19 protein-coding genes are annotated in these 18405 nt (G+C 67.3%); 15 read left to right on the top strand and 4 right to left on the bottom strand.

Features of this window, described 5'->3' with window-relative positions:
* Positions 1-4: 4 nt before the first annotated feature.
* Entirely contained in the window at positions 5-355 is a 351-nt protein-coding gene (locus tag ACR80S_RS14175; RefSeq protein ID WP_435403593.1) for a c-type cytochrome, read from the bottom strand.
* A gap of 234 nt (positions 356-589) precedes the next feature.
* On the opposite strand from ACR80S_RS14175, the gene ACR80S_RS14170 reads away from it, so the two are divergent.
* From ACR80S_RS14170 to ACR80S_RS14100, 15 genes are all read left to right on the top strand, one after another.
* Complete coding sequence (locus tag ACR80S_RS14170) at positions 590-1063, top strand: AsnC family transcriptional regulator (RefSeq protein WP_435403592.1); 474 nt, start codon at positions 590-592, stop codon at positions 1061-1063.
* A complete protein-coding gene (gene ahbB / locus ACR80S_RS14165; RefSeq protein WP_435401510.1) occupies positions 1060-1581 on the top strand; it encodes a siroheme decarboxylase subunit beta in 522 nt (173 codons plus the stop codon). The genes ACR80S_RS14170 and ahbB (ACR80S_RS14165) overlap by 4 nt, the downstream gene beginning before the upstream one ends.
* Positions 1578-2075, top strand: coding sequence for an AsnC family transcriptional regulator (locus tag ACR80S_RS14160; protein ID WP_435401509.1), 498 nt, complete (start codon positions 1578-1580; stop codon positions 2073-2075). Before ahbB (ACR80S_RS14165) ends, ACR80S_RS14160 begins: the two co-directional genes overlap by 4 nt.
* Entirely contained in the window at positions 2050-2598 is a 549-nt protein-coding gene (ahbB, locus tag ACR80S_RS14155; protein ID WP_435403591.1) for a siroheme decarboxylase subunit beta, read from the top strand. The genes ACR80S_RS14160 and ahbB (ACR80S_RS14155) overlap by 26 nt, the downstream gene beginning before the upstream one ends.
* Before the next feature lie 3 nt (positions 2599-2601).
* Entirely contained in the window at positions 2602-3801 is a 1200-nt protein-coding gene (gene nirJ / locus ACR80S_RS14150; RefSeq protein WP_435401507.1) for a heme d1 biosynthesis radical SAM protein NirJ, read from the top strand.
* Between the two features lie 45 nt (positions 3802-3846).
* Entirely contained in the window at positions 3847-4725 is an 879-nt protein-coding gene (gene cobA, locus ACR80S_RS14145) for a uroporphyrinogen-III C-methyltransferase (protein WP_435403590.1), read from the top strand.
* An 8-nt stretch (positions 4726-4733) separates the two neighbouring features.
* Positions 4734-6263, top strand: coding sequence for a cytochrome D1 domain-containing protein (locus ACR80S_RS14140; protein ID WP_435403589.1), 1530 nt, complete (start codon positions 4734-4736; stop codon positions 6261-6263).
* 113 nt (positions 6264-6376) lie between these two features.
* Positions 6377-7573, top strand: coding sequence for an NnrS family protein (locus ACR80S_RS14135; RefSeq protein ID WP_435403588.1), 1197 nt, complete (start codon positions 6377-6379; stop codon positions 7571-7573).
* 11 nt (positions 7574-7584) lie between these two features.
* The gene (locus ACR80S_RS14130; RefSeq protein ID WP_435401503.1) at positions 7585-7980 is read left to right on the top strand and encodes a SirB2 family protein; all 396 of its coding nucleotides are present in this window, start codon (positions 7585-7587) and stop codon (positions 7978-7980) included.
* 78 nt (positions 7981-8058) lie between these two features.
* Positions 8059-8376, top strand: a complete 318-nt coding sequence (locus tag ACR80S_RS14125; protein ID WP_435401502.1) for a carboxymuconolactone decarboxylase family protein — start codon at positions 8059-8061, stop codon at positions 8374-8376.
* Positions 8377-8603: 227 nt separating this feature from the next.
* Positions 8604-9050: a c-type cytochrome gene (locus ACR80S_RS14120; protein ID WP_435401501.1), complete on the top strand. Its 447-nt coding sequence runs from the start codon at positions 8604-8606 to the stop codon at positions 9048-9050.
* Positions 9051-9100: 50 nt separating this feature from the next.
* Positions 9101-10447 carry a cbb3-type cytochrome c oxidase subunit I gene (locus tag ACR80S_RS14115; protein ID WP_435401500.1) on the top strand — a complete coding sequence of 449 codons (1347 nt, stop codon included), beginning with the start codon at positions 9101-9103 and terminating at the stop codon, positions 10445-10447.
* Positions 10448-10500: 53 nt separating this feature from the next.
* Positions 10501-11310, top strand: coding sequence for a CbbQ/NirQ/NorQ/GpvN family protein (locus ACR80S_RS14110; RefSeq protein WP_435403587.1), 810 nt, complete (start codon positions 10501-10503; stop codon positions 11308-11310).
* Positions 11311-11347: 37 nt separating this feature from the next.
* Positions 11348-13288, top strand: a complete 1941-nt coding sequence (locus ACR80S_RS14105) for a nitric oxide reductase activation protein NorD (RefSeq protein ID WP_435403586.1) — start codon at positions 11348-11350, stop codon at positions 13286-13288.
* An 11-nt stretch (positions 13289-13299) separates the two neighbouring features.
* Positions 13300-13539: a hypothetical protein gene (locus ACR80S_RS14100; protein WP_435401497.1), complete on the top strand. Its 240-nt coding sequence runs from the start codon at positions 13300-13302 to the stop codon at positions 13537-13539.
* On the opposite strand, the gene iadA is transcribed toward ACR80S_RS14100, so the two are convergent.
* Genes iadA through ACR80S_RS14085 form a run of 3 tightly spaced genes read right to left on the bottom strand, consistent with a single transcriptional unit; the run spans position 13540 to position 18151 of the window.
* Positions 13540-14706: a beta-aspartyl-peptidase gene (iadA, locus tag ACR80S_RS14095; protein ID WP_435403585.1), complete on the bottom strand. Its 1167-nt coding sequence runs from the start codon at positions 14704-14706 to the stop codon at positions 13540-13542.
* Positions 14706-17342, bottom strand: coding sequence for a cyanophycin synthetase (gene cphA, locus ACR80S_RS14090; RefSeq protein ID WP_435401495.1), 2637 nt, complete (start codon positions 17340-17342; stop codon positions 14706-14708). Before cphA ends, iadA begins: the two co-directional genes overlap by 1 nt.
* Positions 17339-18151 (bottom strand): cyanophycinase, encoded by an 813-nt coding sequence (locus ACR80S_RS14085; RefSeq protein ID WP_435401494.1) that lies wholly within the window; start codon positions 18149-18151, stop codon positions 17339-17341. The genes cphA and ACR80S_RS14085 overlap by 4 nt, the downstream gene beginning before the upstream one ends.
* Positions 18152-18405: the final 254 nt, after the last annotated feature.

Here is an 18405-nt window from a genome sequence, read left to right as displayed (position 1 = left end):
GGAATCAGTCGTCCAGTGTCTTCAGGCGGTTGTCGGTCTGCAGGTGCTCGGCAATCCAGCGGGCTTCCTCTTCGCTGAGCAGCGCCTTCCAGCCCGGCATGGCGGAGCCGGGAATGCCGTGGCGAATGATGTGCGTAAGCGCCTCGGGGCTCAGGGCCTGCATGCGGTCCTGGGGCAGGGCGGGGCCCAGGCCGCCGCGCAGGGTCATGCCGTGGCAGGAGCCGCAGTCCTGGTAGAGCAGGGTCTCCAGGCGCTCGGGGTTCGGCGCGACGGCGTCCTGGCTCTCCGCCAGGGCCACCTGGGGCAGCAGCCAGGCCAGGCCGAGAAGTAGCAGGGGGAGGACTCTCTTGGGCATGGCGGTGCTCACAGGCCGTAGGGGTAACGGAGACCCGAGTCTCGTCGTCCGGGTATCGCTCTGCGTTGATGAATATCAAGTCGCGCAGCCGTTGCGAAGTGCGCGGGTGGATAAAATGGCATTACGGATACCTCTTTTGACTTGCGTCAACCACCGCGGAGTTCTCCGCTTGCGGGGTGCGGGCTGCAGGTAAGATGCTTATAAAATGCATCTTGATGCACCGAGAGGAGCGCCATGGTCACACTCGACTCCCTGGACCGCCGGCTGATCGACGTCTACCAGAGCGGCCTGCCCGTCTGTGAGCGGCCCTTCGCCGTCATGGCAGCACGCCTGGGCAGCAGCGAGGCGGAGGTGCTCGAGCGTCTCGCGCGGCTGGCGCGCCTCGAGGTGCTCAGCCGGGTGGGGCCGGTGTTCGACCACGCCCGGGCGGGCGCCAGCCTGCTGGCCGCGGTGGCGGCGCCCGACGCTCAGCGCGACGCCGTGGCAGAGGTGATCAATCGCGCCCCCGGCGTCAACCACAACTATCTACGTGAGCACGACTTCAATCTCTGGTTCGTGATGACCGCGCCGGACGAGGCCGTCCTCGATGCCCGCCTCGACGCCCTGGAGGCAGAACTGAGGCGCGAGATCCTGCGCCTGCCGATGCTCGAGGGCTTCCACATCGACCTCGGCTTCCCGATCCCCTGGGATGAACTGGAGGCGCCATGAATGTCCATCTTCCATTGCATGCCATCCGCCACGAGCCCCTCGTCGAGCGCCGCCTGCGCACCTTGATCGAACAGGGACTGCCGCTGGTGCCACGCCCCTGGCAGGCCCTGGCCGCGCGGTGCGGCATGAGTGAGGCCGAGGTCATGGCCTGTGTATCCCGCTGGCAGGCGGAGGGGCTGGTCAAGCGCCTCGGCCTGGTGGTGCGCCATCGGCCGCTGGGCATCACCGCCAACGCCATGGTGGTGTGGGACGTGCCCGACACCGAGGTGACCGACCTGGGCCGTCGTCTGGCCGACGAGCCCGTCGTCACCCTCTGCTATCGCCGGCCGCGGCGCCTGCCCGACTGGCCCTATAACCTGTTCTGCATGATCCACGGCATCCGCCGCGAGCGGGTGCTGGGCGCCCTCGACGAGATGGTGGAGCGCCAGGCGCTGCAGGCCATTCCCCACCGCGTGCTGTTCAGCATCAAGGCCTACCGCCAGCGCGGCGGCCGCTATACCGCCGAGGAGCGTCCATGACCGCCATGCCCGCCCGTCAGTTGTCTGCCACCGCCACGCCGGCCGCCGAGCTGGACGCCGCCGACCGGCGCCTGATCAATCGCCTGCAGGATGGCCTGCCGCTGGTCGAGGCGCCCTATGCCGCCGTGGCCGCCGAGCTCGAGCTCTCCGAGGGCGAGCTGCTCTACCGCCTGGAGCGGCTGCTGGAGACGGGCGTGCTCAGCCGCTTCGGTCCCATGTACCACGCGGAGCGCCTCGGCGGTGGGCTGACCCTGGCCGCCCTGGCGGTGCCGGAGACAGACTTCGAGGCCGTCGTCGCGACGGTCAACGCCTTCCCCGAGGTGGCCCACAACTACCGTCGCGAACACCGCCTCAACATGTGGTTCGTGCTGGCCACCGAGACCCCGGAACGCATCGATGAGGTGATCGCCGAACTCGAGGCCGCCACCGGGCTGCCCGTCTTCAACATGCCCAAGCAGGAAGAATTCCATGTCCGTCTCCACCTGCCCGTCTGAGTCGCCCTCGGCGTTGGACTCCATCGATCGGGCCATCGTGCTGGCCACCCAGGCCGGCCTGCCGCTGGTGCCCGACCCCTGGGGGGCGGTGGGCCGGCCGCTGGGGCTTTCCGGGGAAGAGGTGCGCCGCCGCCTGGCGCGCCTGCAGGAGGCGGGCATCGTGCGCCGCATCGCCGCGGTGCCCAACCACTATCGGCTCGGCTACGTGGCCAACGGCATGACGGTGTGGGACGTGGACGATGCCCGGATCGACCGCCTGGGCCGTGAGGTGGGGAACCTGCCCGGCGTCAGCCACTGCTACCGCCGCCCGCGGCACCTCCCCGAGTGGCCCTACAACCTGTTCGCCATGCTTCACGGCCACACCCGCGAGGAGGTCGAGCGCCAGGCCGAGGCGCTGCGGGCGCTGCTCGGCGAGGCCTGCCGCGACCACCGCATCCTCTACAGTTCCCGAATTCTCAAGAAGACCGGCCTGCGACTGGCCGGCCGACCCGGTGCCGGGCGAAAGCCCGAGCCCAGGAGGTAAGCCATGTTTCGCGTCACCCGCTATATCAAGACCCTGATGGATCCGGCTCCGCTTGCGCCGGCCCGCAAGCCCCCAGGCCCGGTGGTGATCTGGAACCTGATCCGTCGCTGCAACCTGACCTGCAAGCACTGCTATACCACCTCGGCGGACATCGACTTCGCCGGGGAGCTCTCCACCGCCGAGGCCCACGCCGTGCTCGATGACCTGTACAGCTTCCGGGTGCCGGCGCTGATCCTCTCCGGCGGCGAGCCGTTGATGCGGCCTGACATCTTCGAGCTCTCGCGGCGGTCGCGGGAGCTGGGTATCTACACCGGGCTCTCCACCAACGGCACCCTGATCGACGAGTGCAACATCGTCGAGATCGCCGACGTCGGCTATGACTACGTGGGCATCAGCATCGACGGCCTCGAGGCTACCCACGACGTGATCCGCCAGCGCAAGGGCGCCTTCCGGGAGTCCATGCACGCGGTGAAGCTGTGCAAGGAGCGCGGCATCAAGGTGGGGCTGCGCTTCACCCTGACCCAGCAGAACTATGCACAGCTCGGTGACATCCTGGCGCTGATCGACGAGCACGACGTCGACAAGTTTTACCTCTCGCACCTCAACTATGGCGGGCGCGGCCACCGCCATGGCAAGCACGATGCCTGGCACCAGATGACCCGCGATGCCATGACCCGGCTGTTCGACCACTGCCGTGCGGAGCTTGCGCGCGGCGTGGAACGCGAGTACGTCACCGGCAACAACGACGCCGACGGCCCCTTCCTGCTGATGTGGGCCCGCGAGCACTTCCCCGACCAGGCCGACGCCCTGCGCCAGCGGCTGATCAACTGGGGCGGCAACGCCTCGGGCGAGCATATCGCCAACATCGACAACCTCGGCAACGTTCACCCCGATACCTTCTGGTGGGACCACGACCTCGGCAACGTCCGCGAGCGGCCTTTCTCCGAGATCTGGCGTGACACCACCGACCCGCTGATGGCCGGCTTCCGGCAGCGTCCGCGGCCCCTCAAGGGGCGCTGCGCCGAGTGCCGCTTCCTCGCTATCTGCAACGGCAATACCCGGGTGCGGGCCTGGAAGGTGACCGGCGACCCCTGGGAGGAGGACCCCGGCTGCTACCTCACCAACGAGGAGATCGGTGTCAGTGAAGCGCGCGAGCGACGCGTGGCGGCGCCCTACCAGGCCATCCAGGCCATCGAGCTCTGAGCGCCGAGCGAGACCCCAGACCGTGATGCTCCGGGAGAGCGAGCCATGACAGCATTCCGACACACCCAGACCTGCCACTTCGGCCTCGACGAGGCGCCACTGGCGCCGGGCGAGGTCGCCATCGCCGGCGCCGGCCCCGGCGATCCGGGCCTGCTGACCCTGCGCACCCTGTTGCTGCTGCAGCAGGCCGACTGCCTGGTATTCGATCGCCTGGTCTCCGCCGAGATCCTCGCCATGGCTCGGCCCGAGGCGCGCCGCTACTACGTGGGCAAGGCCTCGCGCTGCCACGCCCTGACCCAGGAGGAGACCAACGCCCTGCTGGTGCGGCTGGCCGGCGAGGGCAAGCGGGTGCTGCGTCTCAAGGGCGGCGACCCCTACATCTTTGGCCGCGGCGGCGAGGAGGCCGAGTACTTGATCGCGCACGGCATCGGCTTCCGGGTGGTGCCGGGCATCACCTCGGCCTCGGGCTGCGCCTGCTACGCGGGCTTCCCGCTGACCCACCGCGACCATGCCCAGAGCGTCACCTTCGTCACCGGCCACTGCAAGGGCGACCAGGACCTGGCGCTCAACTGGGCGGCCCTGGCCGTGCCCCACCACACCACGGTGTTCTACATGGGCCTGGCCAACGCCGGGCTGATCCGTCGCGAGCTCCAGCGCCACGGCATGCCCGCCGAGACCCCGGTGGCCCTGGTGGAGCGTGGCACAACCCCGGAACAGCGCCACGTGCTGGCCACCCTGGGCGACCTGGTGGAGGTGATCGAGCGCGAAAACTTCAAACCGCCGACCCTAATCGTGGTGGGCGAGGTGGTCAGCCTGGCCGAGACCCTGGCGCCGGCCATGACCCGCCTGGCCCGTGAACCCGATGACCTGGGGGACCCTCAGGAGATTGCCTCGACACCGGCTCCGGGGAGGGTTGCACTGTGAGGCGAGCCATGACGACCCTGCGCTCCCTGCTGCTGGGCGGCCTGGTGGGGATGGCGGTCCCCGCCCTGCCGGCCCTGGCCGACGAGCCCGACCCCCACGTGCTTTACAACCATCACTGCGCCATCTGCCACGGCGTCGGCCGGCTGGGCGGCGTCGGGCCGGCGCTGCTGCCCGAGAACCTCTCGCGGCTCAAGTCCGACGAGGCGCTCTCGGTGATCCTGGACGGTCGCCCGGCCACCCAGATGCCCGCCTACCGGGAGCTGCTGTCGGAGGAGGAGGTGGCGGCCCTGGCCGAGTGGATCTTCGAGCCGCCGGAGTACGTGCCCCGCTGGGAGGAGGCCGACATCCTCGCCAGCCACGAGCTCTCCCACCCCTATGGCAGCCTGCCCGATGCGCCGGTCTTCGAGGTCGAGGATCTCAAGAACCTGTTTCTCGTCGTGGAGATCGGCGACCACCACATCAGCCTGCTCGACGGTGATACCTTCGAGCGCATCACCCGCTTCCCCAGTCGCTATGCGCTGCACGGCGGCCCCAAGTACAGCCCGGACGGTCGCTACGTCTACTTCGGCTCCCGGGACGGCTGGGTGACCAAGTACGACATCTACAACCTGGTGGTAACCGCCGAGGTGCGCGCTGGCATCAACATGCGCAACATCGCCGTCTCCGCCGATGGTCGCTTCGTGCTGGCGGGCAACTACCTGCCTCACAGCCTGGTGCTGCTCGACGCCCGGGACCTGGACCTGATCGCGGTGATCCCGGTGGAGGGCCTGAGCGGCGAGACCTCCCGGGTCAGCGCCGTCTATACGGCGCCGCCGCGCAACAGCTTCGTGGCCGCCCTGCGCGACATCCCCGAGGTGTGGGAGATCCGCTGGCCCCAGGAGCGCGCCGAGGGTGACGAGACCATCGTCGGCGACTTTGCCCTGCACCGCATGGAGGCGCCCGACTACCTGGATGATTTCTTCTTCGATCAGGAGTACCGCTATGTGATGGGCGCGGCCCGCGGCGGCAAGGGCGGCCAGGTGTTCGACCTGGATGAGGAGCGCAAGGTGGCCGACCTGCCCCTGGAGGGGATGCCGCACCTGGGCGCCGGCATCACCTGGGAGCGGGACGGCCGGCGGGTGATGGCGATCCCTCACATCGACAAGGGTCAGGTCTCGGTGTTCGACATGACCGACTGGTCGCTGATCACCCATATCGCGACCGACGGTCCCGGGTTCTTCATGCGCAGCCACGAGAACTCCCCCTACGCCTGGGTGGATGTCTTCTTCGGCCCCAATCACGACCGCATCCATGTCATCGACAAGCAGACCCTGGAGATCGTCGAGACGCTGATCCCCGAGCCGGGCAAGACCGCCGCCCACGTGGAGTTTGACCGCCGCGGCGAGACCCTGCTGCTGAGCATCTGGGACGACGACGGCTACCTGCTGTGGCTCGACGCCACTACTCTGGAGGAGCTCGGCCGTATGCCCATGAAGCGCCCCTCCGGCAAGTACAACGTCTGGAACAAGACCCAGTACGAGGAGGGCACCAGCCACTGACGGGCGGTATAAGAAGCATTCTTGATACCTGTCATGGCACCGAGGGACGCTGGCGGGGCACAATAGGCGACATCTGAACTCAAGCCATCAGTGCCACCATCGAGATTCTCGCCATGCAGCCACCCCAACCCGTGCCGGTCGGCGCCCCCGTCGCACGGCTCGCCTTTCGCCCCTTCTTCCTGCTGGCCTCGCTGTTCAGCGTGCTGGCCATGGTGGTGTGGTTCGCCTTCTGGCACGGCGATATCCTGCTGCGCCCCTACGGCGGGCTGATGTGGTGGCACCAGCACGAGATGATCTTCGGCTTCGGCGCCGCCGTGGCGGTGGGCTTCCTGCTCACCGCGGCGCAGAACTGGACCGGCCAGCCGAGCCTGCGCGGTGCGCCGCTGCTGGGCCTGGTCGGCGTCTGGCTGGCCGCCCGGCTGCTGATCGCCTTTCCCATGGGGCTGCCCGCCGGCCTGCTGCTGGTCATCGACCTGGCCTTCCTGCCCCTGGCGGCCCTGGCGCTCGCCCGGATGGTGGTGGCGGTGCGCCAGTGGCGCAACCTGGTCTTCGTGCCCATCCTGTTGCTGATGGCGGTGGCCAACCTGGCCATGCACCTGGGGGTGATGCGCGGCCAGCTGCCGCCGATCCGCGAGGGCGGCTACCTGGGGGTGCTGCTGATCGCCACCCTGATGGTGCTGCTCGGCGGGCGGGTCATCCCCTTCTTCACCTCGCTCAAGCTGGGACGTCCCAAGCCCGTCGACTGGCCGATGCTCGAGCGCCTCGCGCTTTGGTCCATCTACGCCGTGGTGCTGCTGCAGCTGGCGGTGTTGCTGGAGGTCGAGTTGCCGGCGGGGCTACTGGGCTGGGTGATGCTGGTGGCCGCCGCTGCCAACGCCGTGCGCTTGTCGCGCTGGGGAGGGCAGCATACCCTCGCCGAGCCGCTGCTGTGGGGGCTGCACCTCAGCTACGCCTTCATCGTGGTGGGGCTGGTGATGTGGGCCCTGGCCCTGACCGGGGTGTTTCGGGTGGAGCTGGCCCTGCACGCCCTGGCCATTGGCGGCATCGCCTCCATGATGCTGGCGATGATGTCCCGGGTGGCGCTGGGCCACACCGGCCGCGAGATTCGCACCCTGCCGGGCATCGGTGTGGGGCTCGTGCTGATGTTCGCCGGGGCACTGCTGCGCTCGCCGGTGCTGGCGATGTTCCCCCAGATCACCCACTGGACCTACAACCTCAGCATCCTGTTCTGGTGCATCGCCTACCTGATCTTCCTGTTCCACTACACGGTGCCACTGCTGACTACCCGCGCGGACGGCAAGGACGGCTAGCGAGGTTCGTGATGCTCGAGCACTACGTTCTGATCAAGCACCTGCATATCACCACGGCGATCCTGAGTATCCTGTTCTTCATGCTCCGGGCCTGGTGGTCGGTGCGCGGGTCGCCGTGGCTGCAGCGCCGCTGGGTCAAGGTGCTGCCCCATGTCATCGATACCCTGCTGCTGACCCTGGGCGTGCTGCTGATGGTGATGCTGTCGATGTGGCCCCAGCAGCACCCCTGGCTGGCCGCCAAGCTGATCGCCCTGCTGGTCTATATCGGCCTGGGCACCCTGGCGATCAAGCGCGGGCGCAGCCCCGCGGTGCGCGGGGTCGCGGCCCTGGCGGCGGTGGCTGCCTTCGCCTACATGCTGGGGGCGGCGCTGCACAAGAGCCCGCTCTCCTGGCTGGCGGCCGCCTGAGGCGAGGCATGACGCGGGCGGTCGGGGCTCTCTATACTGGGGCGGAATGACCGACAACCACCGACAAGGAGCTTTCCCATGAGCCACCAGGATCTTCCCTCCGGCGCCGGCAAGGTGGCCGAGCAGTACCCCGAGGTATGGGACGCCTATGCGTCGCTGGGCAAGGCATGCGCCGAGGCCGGTCCCCTGGACGAGCGAACCCGCCGTCTGGTCAAGCTGGCGCTCGCCGTGGGTGCACGTTCCGAGGGGGCGGTGCACTCCCATGCCCGTCGGGGCCTGGAGGAGGGCGAGTCCCCCGAGGCGCTGAAGCAGGTGGCCATGCTGGCCATCCCGACCCTGGGCCTGCCCACCGGCGTGGCCGCTCTGACCTGGATCGAGGACCTCACCGAGAGCTGATCGACTGCCGCCGGCAGCGTGCTGCCGGCCCCCCACCCCGTTCCATGCGAATGGCAAGCCTTCGTTACGTCATTCTGCCCCCTCCCTATTGACCCTCGTCAAAGTCATGGACGCGTCCTCACTGCTACTCTTTAACATGCATAACTGATGCATATTAAGGGGGCGGAAGCAGCCGGCACCAACGGCCGTTTTCCACAAGAAGACAGACTAGCAAGGGGGTATGGTCCATGACCGAAGGCCTGACAAAGGCGGCTGCCCGCAACATTTTCTACGGCGGGTCGCTGTTCTTCTTCCTGGTGTTTGCCGCGCTGACGGCTCACAGCCATTTCTACATCGTCAACACCTCGACCCAGCCGCTCACGGATTCCGTGCGGCTGGGCAAACACGTTTGGGAGCAGCACAACTGCATCAACTGCCACACCATCCTCGGTGAAGGCTCCTACTTCGCGCCGGAGATCGGCAACGTCTGGACCCGCTATGGCGGCCACCAGAATCCCGAGGGCGCCCGCATGGCCCTGGCGGCCTGGATGCGTGCCCAGCCCACCGGTGCGCCGAACCGTCGTCAGATGCCCTACTTCGAGATCAACGACGAAGAGATGCAGGCACTGATCGATTTCTTCGAGTGGACCGATGCCATCGACACCCAGGGCTGGCCGCCCCATCCGGCCGGTTGATCCGGACCTCATGACCCTGCCGGATTCCCGACTCAAGGAGAGCCGAACCGATGAAATATGAAACACAGAGGGTGGCCCTGCCCTTCTTCATGGTCGCGATGGCGCTGTTCGCGCTGCAGATTGTCTTCGGTCTTGCCGCCGCCGCCGCCTATGTCTGGCCTCACTTCATGTCCGAGGCCATGCCCTTCAACATCACCCGTACCAGCCACACCAACCTGCTGATCGTCTGGCTGCTGATCGGCTTCATGGGGTGCACCTACTACCTGATGCCCGAGGAGGCCGAAAACGAGATCTACAGCCCGAATCTTGCCTATCTGCAGCTGGCGATCTTCGCCATCGCCGGCGCCGGGGCCCTGATCAGCTACCAGTTCGGCATCCACGAGGGGCGTCACTACCTCGAGCAGCCGCTCTGGGCGAAGATCTTCATCACGGTCTCGTTCCTGATGTTCCTGTTCAATACCAGCCTGACCCTGCTCAAGGGGCGCAAGACGGCCATCAACATGGTGCTGATGCTGGGCCTCTGGCTCGCCGCGGTGTTCTGGCTGTTCGCCTTCTACAACCCGGATAACCTGGCGCTGGACAAGCTGTGGTGGTGGTGGATCGTCCATATCTGGGTGGAAGGCGTATGGGAGCTGATCATGGCCTCCCTGCTCGGCTACCTGCTGATCAAGATGACCGGCGTCGACCGCGAGATCATCGAGAAGTGGCTCTACGTCATCGTCGGCCTGGCGCTGTTTTCCGGCCTGCTGGGCACCGGTCACCACTACTACTGGATCGGCACCCCCGGCTATTGGCAGCCCATCGGCAGCATCTTCTCCACTCTGGAGGTGATCCCGTTCTTCGCCATGGTGGTATTCGCCTTCTACATGTTCTGGAAGGGCAACCGCAACCACCCCAACAAGGCCGCCATGCTGTGGACCATGGGCAGTGCCGCCGTGGCCTTCTTCGGCGCCGGCGTGTGGGGCTTCATGCACACACTCTCGTGGATCAACTACTACACCCACGGTACCCAGATCACTGCCGCCCACGGCCATCTGGCCTTCTACGGCGCCTACGTGATGCTGGTGCTGGGCGTCATCACCTACGCCATGCCCCAGCTGCGGCGCGTGCAGCCCTACAACCAGATTCTCAACATGTGGGCCTTCTGGATCATGACCTCCGCCATGTGGTTCATGACCTTCACTCTGACCTTCGCAGGCGTCGTCCAGACCCACCTGCAGCGGGTGCTCGGCATGAACTTCATGCAGATCCAGGACCAGCTCGATCTCTTCTACGTGTTCCGCTTCGGTACCGGCATCTTCGTCGGCATCGCCGCGGTGATGTTCATCTACGCGGTCTTCGGACCGGCGCGTGAGCAAGTGCCCGCCACCAGCAAGCCGCTGGTCGCCACCGAGTAAGGCCCACGGCGGGCCGCGACCCCGGTCGCGGCCCGCCCAGTCTGGAGTGACCCATGTCCCATATCGCATCGCTATCCGAGCTCGGCCGGGAGCCACCCTTCTACCAGCCGGTCGGCAACGAGCGTGCCCTCTTCGAGCAGGCGTATCGGCAGCGACTGCCGCTGCTGCTCAAGGGTCCCACCGGCTGCGGCAAGACCCGTTTCGTCAGCCACATGGCGGCCCGGCTCGGCCGGCCGCTCTATACCGTGTCATGTCACGATGATCTCACCGCCGCCGATCTCACCGGTCGCTACCTGCTGCAGGGTGGCGAGACCCGCTGGGTCGACGGCCCGCTGACCCGCGCCGTGCGCGAGGGCGGCATCTGCTATCTCGACGAGGTGGTCGAGGCGCGCAAGGACGTCACCGTGGTGCTGCACCCGCTCACCGACGACCGCCGCCTGCTGCCCCTGGAGCGCACCGGCGAACTGATCGAGGCGCCCGACGACTTCATGCTGGTGGTCTCCTACAACCCCGGCTATCAGCACATCCTCAAGTCCCTGAAGCCCAGCACCCGACAGCGCTTCGTGGCGATGTCCTTCGACTTTCCGCCGCCGGACATCGAGTGCGGCATCGTGGCCCGCGAGAGTGGCCTCGCCTTTGATCGCTGCGCCGCCCTGGTCAATCTGGCCACCCGCCTGCGCGCGCTCAAGGGCCAGGACCTGGAGGAGGGTGTCTCCACCCGCCTGCTGGTCTACTGCGCCACCCTCATCCAGGCCGGCATGCCGATCCTCGAAGCCACCCGCGCCACCCTGGTGGAGCCGCTGACCGACGATCTGGACGTTCAGGAAGGGCTGCTGGAGGCGATCAACGCCACCTTTGGTTGAAGCGCCCGTCCACACCCTCTTGATCAGGAGATCGGTCATGCTGCAGTTTCTTGAGGTCGAGGAGTTGGTCGGCCGCCACTGGCACCGCTGGGCCTCCAGCGCGGCCAGCTACCGGCGCTATCCCGAGGCCGCCGTGGCCCTGGAGGATCTGCGCCACGTGCTCGGCGTTTTCTTCCGTGCCAGCGGCGGCGAGTGCGGCCTGGAGGTCGCCGGCATCGTGGCGCGCAACTCCTCGCACCGGCTCTCGCTGCGCCAGCGGCTCGGCTTCGATGACGAGGCCGTGGATCAGGCGCGCCGAGACGAGGAGAACGTGCTACTGCCGCCGACGTTGGACGTCTTCCCCGAGTCGCGTCTCAACCGCGACCTCTACTTCTGGTTGACCGCCTACCTGGCGGTGGCCCGCCAGCCGGCCCGCCACGCCGACCCGCTGCAGGATGACCTGGCCCGGCTGCGCGAAGCCATGCGGGCCACCGAGCAGGCCCTGGTGCGCTTCCCCGGCCTGGCCGGTCGTTACCGCGAGCTGTGTGGGGCCCTGCTGGCCGTGCGTCCGGTGCGGCGCAAGCTGCCGCCCATGGAGCAGGCCACGGAGGCCACGCTGCGTGCCCTGCTGGGCGACGCTGCCCCCCTCGAGGGCTGGTCCGCCTCCATGGCCGCGGCGGTGGCTGACCCGGAGATCACGCTTGAGCCGTTCCAGGCCCCGCGGGGCTACCGGCCGCCGCTGCCGGTGCCGCTGTGGGGCCAGGTGGTCGACCTGGGCCTGGGCCATGGCCGGGAGGAGGGCGACGAGGACCCCCACGATGGCGAAGCCAACAGCGCCCAGCAGGCCAGCGAGGGTAAGCGCAAGGCCGAGCGTCGCCACCAGGACCAGTCCGAGCGGGACGACCCGCTGGTGGCCAACCGCTTCGAGAAGATGCTCTCCTGGACCGAGATGGTGAACCTCAACCGTCTGGTGGAGGACAACGAGGACGAGGAGGCCAAGCGCGCCGCCGAGCAGATCGAGGAGATCGTCATCAGCCCCCACAAGCAGCGGGCGGCGACGCGGCTCAAGGTCGACCTCGACCTGCCGCCGGACGAGGTCCTGGGCGAGCGGCTGCGCGGCAAGCAGCTCTATCCGGAGTGGAACCATCGCAAGCAGTGCTACCTGCCCGACCACTGCCAGGTAATCACCGACCTGCAGAGCGAGGAGGGCGAACAGTGGGAGCCCGATGACGCCACCCGGCGGCGCATCCGCCGGGTGCGCCGGGAGTTCGAGGCGCTGCGCCCGCGGCGCGAGATCCTGCGCGGCCAGGTCGATGGCAACGAGTTGGACATGGACGCAGTGATCCGTTCGCGCTGCGACCTCGCCGCCACCGGCCAGGCCAGCGATCGCCTCTACATGTCGGCCCGCGAGCAGGCCCGTGACCTGGCGGTGGATATCCTGGTGGATGTCTCGCTCTCCACCGACGCCTGGCTGGACGATCGTCGGGTGCTCGACGTGGAGAAGGAGGCGCTGCTGGTGCTGGGCCACGGCCTGTCCGGCTGTGGCGACGACTACGCCATCCACTGCTTCACCTCCCATCGCCGCCAGAAGGTGTGGGTCAACACCCTCAAGACCTTCGAGGAGACCATGAGCGAGCGGGTGACGCGGCGCATCTCGGCGCTCAAGCCCGGCCACTACACCCGCATGGGACCGGCGATCCGCCACGTGACCCGGGAGCTCTCCAAGCGCCCCAACCGCCACCGCCTGCTGCTGGTGATCACCGACGGCAAGCCCAACGACACCGACTACTATGAGGGGCGCTACGGCATCGAGGACACCCGCAAGGCGGTGCTCGAGGCGCGCCAGCAGGAGGTGCGGGTGTTTGGTGTCACCGTGGACCGGGAGGCACACCAGTACGTCTCGCACCTGTTCGGCCGCGGCAGCTACGCCATCGTCAACCGGCCCGAGCACCTGGCCCTGGCGCTGCCGGGTATCTACCGCCAGATCATCGGCTACTGAGGAGGACGAACATGCAGCCGCCCGACATGCCCAATCGTCGTCCCGTGATCGCTGTCGTGGTGGGGCTGCTGATTGCCCTGGCGGTGATCACGCCCCTGGCTTGGCTGCTCAATACCCGCGACTGGGGCATCCTGGTGATGTTCGTGGTGCCCTTCGCCGTCTGGGGGCTGATCTGGCTGGGCCGTCGCCTGGCCGACTGGGCCGGAGTGGGGCCGCCGCCGCCGTCATCCGGGCGCGAGGACCTTCGGTAGTCAAGAGTCAACGGCGTAGATGCGTTTCCCTGCCACGAAGGTCTGCTGCGGCTGGAGGTCGTCATCGAGCAGGGTCACGTCGGCATCATGGCCGACGGCCAGGCGGCCTTTACGTGTATCGAGCCCGAGCACCCGGGCCACGTTTCCCGAGATCAGGCCGAGGGCCTGCTCCAGTGGCAGCACCTCCTCGCGGACCAGGCGCTGCCAGTCCGCGATCAAGGTGGTGTTGCCCGCCACTCGCATGCCGATATAGGCGCCCCGGTCGTCGAACTGGGGCAGGCTGCCGTTGCAGTCGGAGCTCATGGTGATGCGCTCGACCGGAACGCCCCGCCGGAGCAGCCGCGATACGGCACCGAAGCCGCTCAGGTCGTCCTCGTCGGCGTCGTCGAAGGCGGTCACGTCCACGCTGGCATCGAAGGTCAGCGCATAGTCGGCGGCTTCTTCGAGCAGGTCGCGATGGCGGTTCACGTGAGTGGGGATTACCTGCTCGGCGGGGATCTCGGTCTCGGTGAGCAGGCGGCGCAGCGGCTCGAGCCCCCGCTTTCCATCGCCGACATGGAAGTGGCAGATGCCCAGCTTGCCGGCCAGCATGGCGCCGACCCGGACCTCGCTGACCAGCCGCTCGATCTCGTCCTGGCGCGGCTGGCTGGAGCGATGATCCGAGATGGCAATCTCGCCCAGGCCGATGACCTCGGGAATCCAGGCCAGGTCGCGCTGCACGTCGCCGGTGAGGGTCGGTGGCGGCACCCGATACGACCCCGTGTACATGTAGGCCGCAATGCCCTCGGCGCGCAGCCCGCGTACCTTGGCTAACAGGTCCGCCGGGGAGCGGCTGATGCCGTCGGTGCCCAGCACACCCACCACGGTGCCGATGCCCATGGCAGCGATCTCCCGGGCGGTGATCTCCGGACAGCGGGTCCCGCAACCCCCCTCGCCGCCGCCGCCGGTCACGTGCACGTGCTGGTCGATGAAGGCGGGAACGGCGGTGAGGTGGCGAGCCTCAACGACTCGCACCGGCCAGCCTTCCGGTACGGCGAGATCGCACCCCAGCGCCGCGATCCGCCCGTCCGCGAAGAGCAGGTCAGTTGCCTCGAGCAGTTCAGGCGCGAAGATGCGTCTGACGCGCAGCAGGGTCAGCAGGGGGGCGTCTCGCTCATCGAGAGGCATTATGTCGGCTCGCCGCTGGGGGCAGACGATGACGGCGGCGAGAAGCGCCGGCCCCGGAAGCGCCCGATGGCGCCCTCGACATCATCGATCAGCAATACCAGCAGGTCGCCGCCGCTCGCTTCATCGAAGGCCCTGTCGACGGCCGTGGCTTCCTCCATGATGATTTCCACCCGGCAGGCCCCTCCCACCGATTCGGCGCCGTCGCGAAGCAGGCCGGCGGCTTCGCCGATGGCACGGCCGCGGGGGTCGGTCTCGTAGATGTAGACGACATCGTGCATTCGGGCGAGCAGTGTACCGAGCGTGAACAGATCCTCGTCGCGGCGGTTGCCCGGGGCACTGGCCACGCTGATGCGTCGCCTCGCCGGTATCCGGGTGACTAGCTCGCCGAGGGCTTCCAGTGCCGGCACGTTGTGCCCGTAATCGATGAGGACTTTGATGCCGTCGGCTTCGATGAGATTGGTTCGTCCGGGGTTCTGTCCCGGTGTGGGATGAAAGGTTTGCAGGCCCATCTGGATATCGGCGATGGAGAGCCCCAGGGCATAGGCCGCGGCACTGGCGGCCAGGGCATTGGCGACATTGAAGCGGGCGTGCCCCTCGAAGGTGAGCGGCACGTCCACCACCGGAATCACCTCGGCCTCGACATGGCCCTGACGCATCACGATGCGCTCATTGTGGACCGTGAAGGCGACCCCGTGATCGCGCACATGTTGGCGGATGGCATCTAAATCCGGGTCCAGGGTGAAGAAGATGATATCGCCCCGCGCCCACTCCTGGCTGGCCAGCACCCGTGGGTCGTCGGCATTGAGCACGGCCGTACCCCCCTGGCGCACGGCGTCGATCACCACCGACTTGCAGCGCGCCAGCTCGTCGAGGGTGTGGATGTCATGCTCCCCCAGGTGGTCGCTGGCGATGTTGAGCAGTACCCCCACGTCGCACTCGTCGAAACCGAGGCCACGGCGCATGATGCCGCCACGGGCCGCTTCCAGCACGGCGTATTCGACCGTGGGTTCGCGCAGGACAATGGCCGCCGCCTGGGGGCCACTGTAGTCGCCGCGCATGATGACGTGGTTGTCGATCTCGATGGCGCCGGTACAGGCCATGCCGACATTGCGTCCCGCCTGGCGCAGCAGGTGCGAGATCAAGCGCACCGTGGTCGTCTTGCCGTTGGTCCCGGTCACCGCAACGATGGGAATGCGGCCGTCGGTCTCGCTGTCGGGGAACAGCATGTCGACCACATGCCGGCCGACATCGCGGCCGTTGCCGTGGGTGGGCGACAGGTGCATGCGAAAACCAGGCCCGGCATTGACCTCGACCACGGCGGCGGACTGTTCCTCCAGCGGCCGGGTCAGGTTCTCGGCCAGCAGGTCGATGCCGATAATGTCGAGCCCGACCAGGCGCGCGATTCGCTCCGCCGCGTAGCGTACCTCCGGATGGACGTCGTCGGTCACGTCCGTTGCCGTGCCTCCGGTACTGAGGTTGGCGGTGGGCTTGAGAAAGACCATCTCGCCAGCGGGGATCACGCTCTGCAGTGACAGATTCTGCTGGTCGATGAGTCGCAGTGACTGCTCGTCCAACTGGATCTGGGTCAACAGATTCTCATGGCCGATGCCGCGACGCGGGTCCCGGTTCTCTTCATCGACCAGGGCCTGCAGGGTATCGATTCCATTGCCGACGACATGCGCCGGGCGACGCCTGGCGGCGGCCACCAGCTTGCCGTCGATGACCAGCAGGCGATGGTCCTCGCCATGTATGTACTGCTCGACGATTACCGAGGGGTTGCGGTGGGCGGCGATGTCGAAGGCGTTATGCAGCGCCTGGTCGTCCTCGATGTTGGTACTCACGCCGCGGCCATGGTTGCCGATGACAGGCTTCACCGCCACGGGGTAGCCGATGCGGCTGACAACGTCGAGCGCCTCCTCGAAGGAATTGCATACCTGCCCCTGGGGGACCGGTATCCCGGCATCGCCGAGAAGCTGCTTGGTCCAGTTCTTGTCATCGGCGATGCCATGGCCAATCAGGTTCGTATGGCCGGTCACCGTCGCCTGAATGTGCTGCTGCCGGTGCCCCTGGCCGAACTGGATGTAGCTGTTGTCCTCGCTCAGACGTGTATAGGGGATGCCGCGTTGGCTGGCGGCGTCAACGATGGCCGCCGTGGAGGGGCCCAGCATGTGGGCGTCGCGCACCTTCTTTAGGCGCTCGATGATGGCTTGCATGTCGACGGTTTCGTCGGCGAACAGTCGCTTTACGATGTCGACGGCCTCGATCCCCGCGGCCAGGCCGCAGGCCTCGTCCCGATACCGGTAGACCACGTTGTAGATGCCGGTGTCATAGCTGTCGATGGTCTTGCCATAACCCACCGAGAAACCGATCAGGTTCTGGAGTTCGATCGCCACATGCTCGACGATGTGGCCGGCCCAGGTGCCTCGCTCCAGACGCTCCAGGAAGCCGCCGGGCCGGCCGACAGAACAGCGGTGCTCCTGCAGGGTCGGCAGCAGGGCCGTGATGCGCTCGACGATGCCGGGGACGGTATCGCTGGGACGTTCCTCGAGATCGCCGATGTCCAGGCGCATGAAGATCGTCGGGTAGCGGCTGTAGTAGTTTGGGCCGCGCAGGGCCCGATGCTCGAGAATGTTCATGGCCTCTCCGCGAGAATGGCACTGAGTTCGTCGGCAGCGAGATAGCGTCGCTCTTTTACGTCGAAGCCGTGGCCGCTGACCATCGCATGCAGGATCATGTTCTCGACGGCCACCGGCTCGCCGATGGAGAGGTCGGCGATGTTCGAACTCGCCAGGTCACGGCTGTCGATGATGATGACATGGCCCGGGCCGATGGCTTCGAGAATGCCATGCGGATGAATGATCACCGCGGCATCCTCGCCCAGCCCCACACCCAGGTGCTCCGGGTTGCTCGCCCCGATCTCCATCAGGCGCGTGAACCGCCCGCGCTCGAGAAAATGACTGTCGATGATCAAGCCTCTGACGAGTCCGAGGCCGAAGGTCATGCTGACGGCGCCCTTGCGCAGGGCATCGGCGGCGGCGCCGTTATAGATCATGGTGCCCGGCATGGCCGCCGCGCCGGCACTGGTGCCGGCCACCACCGCGCCCGCCTGCAGGCGCGCACGGATGGCCTTCAGGGTCGCCGAACCGCCCATCACGTTGGTCAGGCGGAGCTGGTCGCCGCCGGTCAGGAAGATCACGCCGCTCTGATCGATCAGGCGGACGGTATCGACGTCGGCCGCCTCGCGACGGTCGCGAATGCTCAGGGAATGAATGCGGCTGGCGCCCAGGCGAGAAAAGGCGGCTTCGTAATCGGGCAGCACCTCGTCGGGGATGCTGCTCGCCGTGGCAATGACGGTGACCTCGTGGTTATCCGCAGGCGCGAGGGCGAAAACCCGTTTGAGGATTTCGAGTTCGGATGTTCTGTCCTCGGCACCGCCAATGGCCACCAGGGGGCCGGATGCCGAGGGAAGTGGAGAGGTCATAACCCTTTCGCCGCCCAGCGACGCTTTTGAGCCAACGCAGACGCCGCGTTCGCGTGAGTCATTTGCCGAATGGCAGGTGCACTTTCACTTATAACAGGCATCATGGCGCGTGGCACGCTCTTGCTGGCTAGGGCGTCACGGTACGAGGCGACACGATGCCAAGCTTGCCAGGAAGGCGCCGCGGGGCGGGCTCGAGCGCTCGCGGTGCGCAGAGGGGA

This window comes from Halomonas salsilacus (genome assembly GCF_051216275.1).
GTDB lineage: Bacteria > Pseudomonadota > Gammaproteobacteria > Pseudomonadales > Halomonadaceae > Halomonas.
Note: the sequence above shows the minus strand (reverse complement) of the source record. Positions and strands in the feature narration are given on the sequence as shown.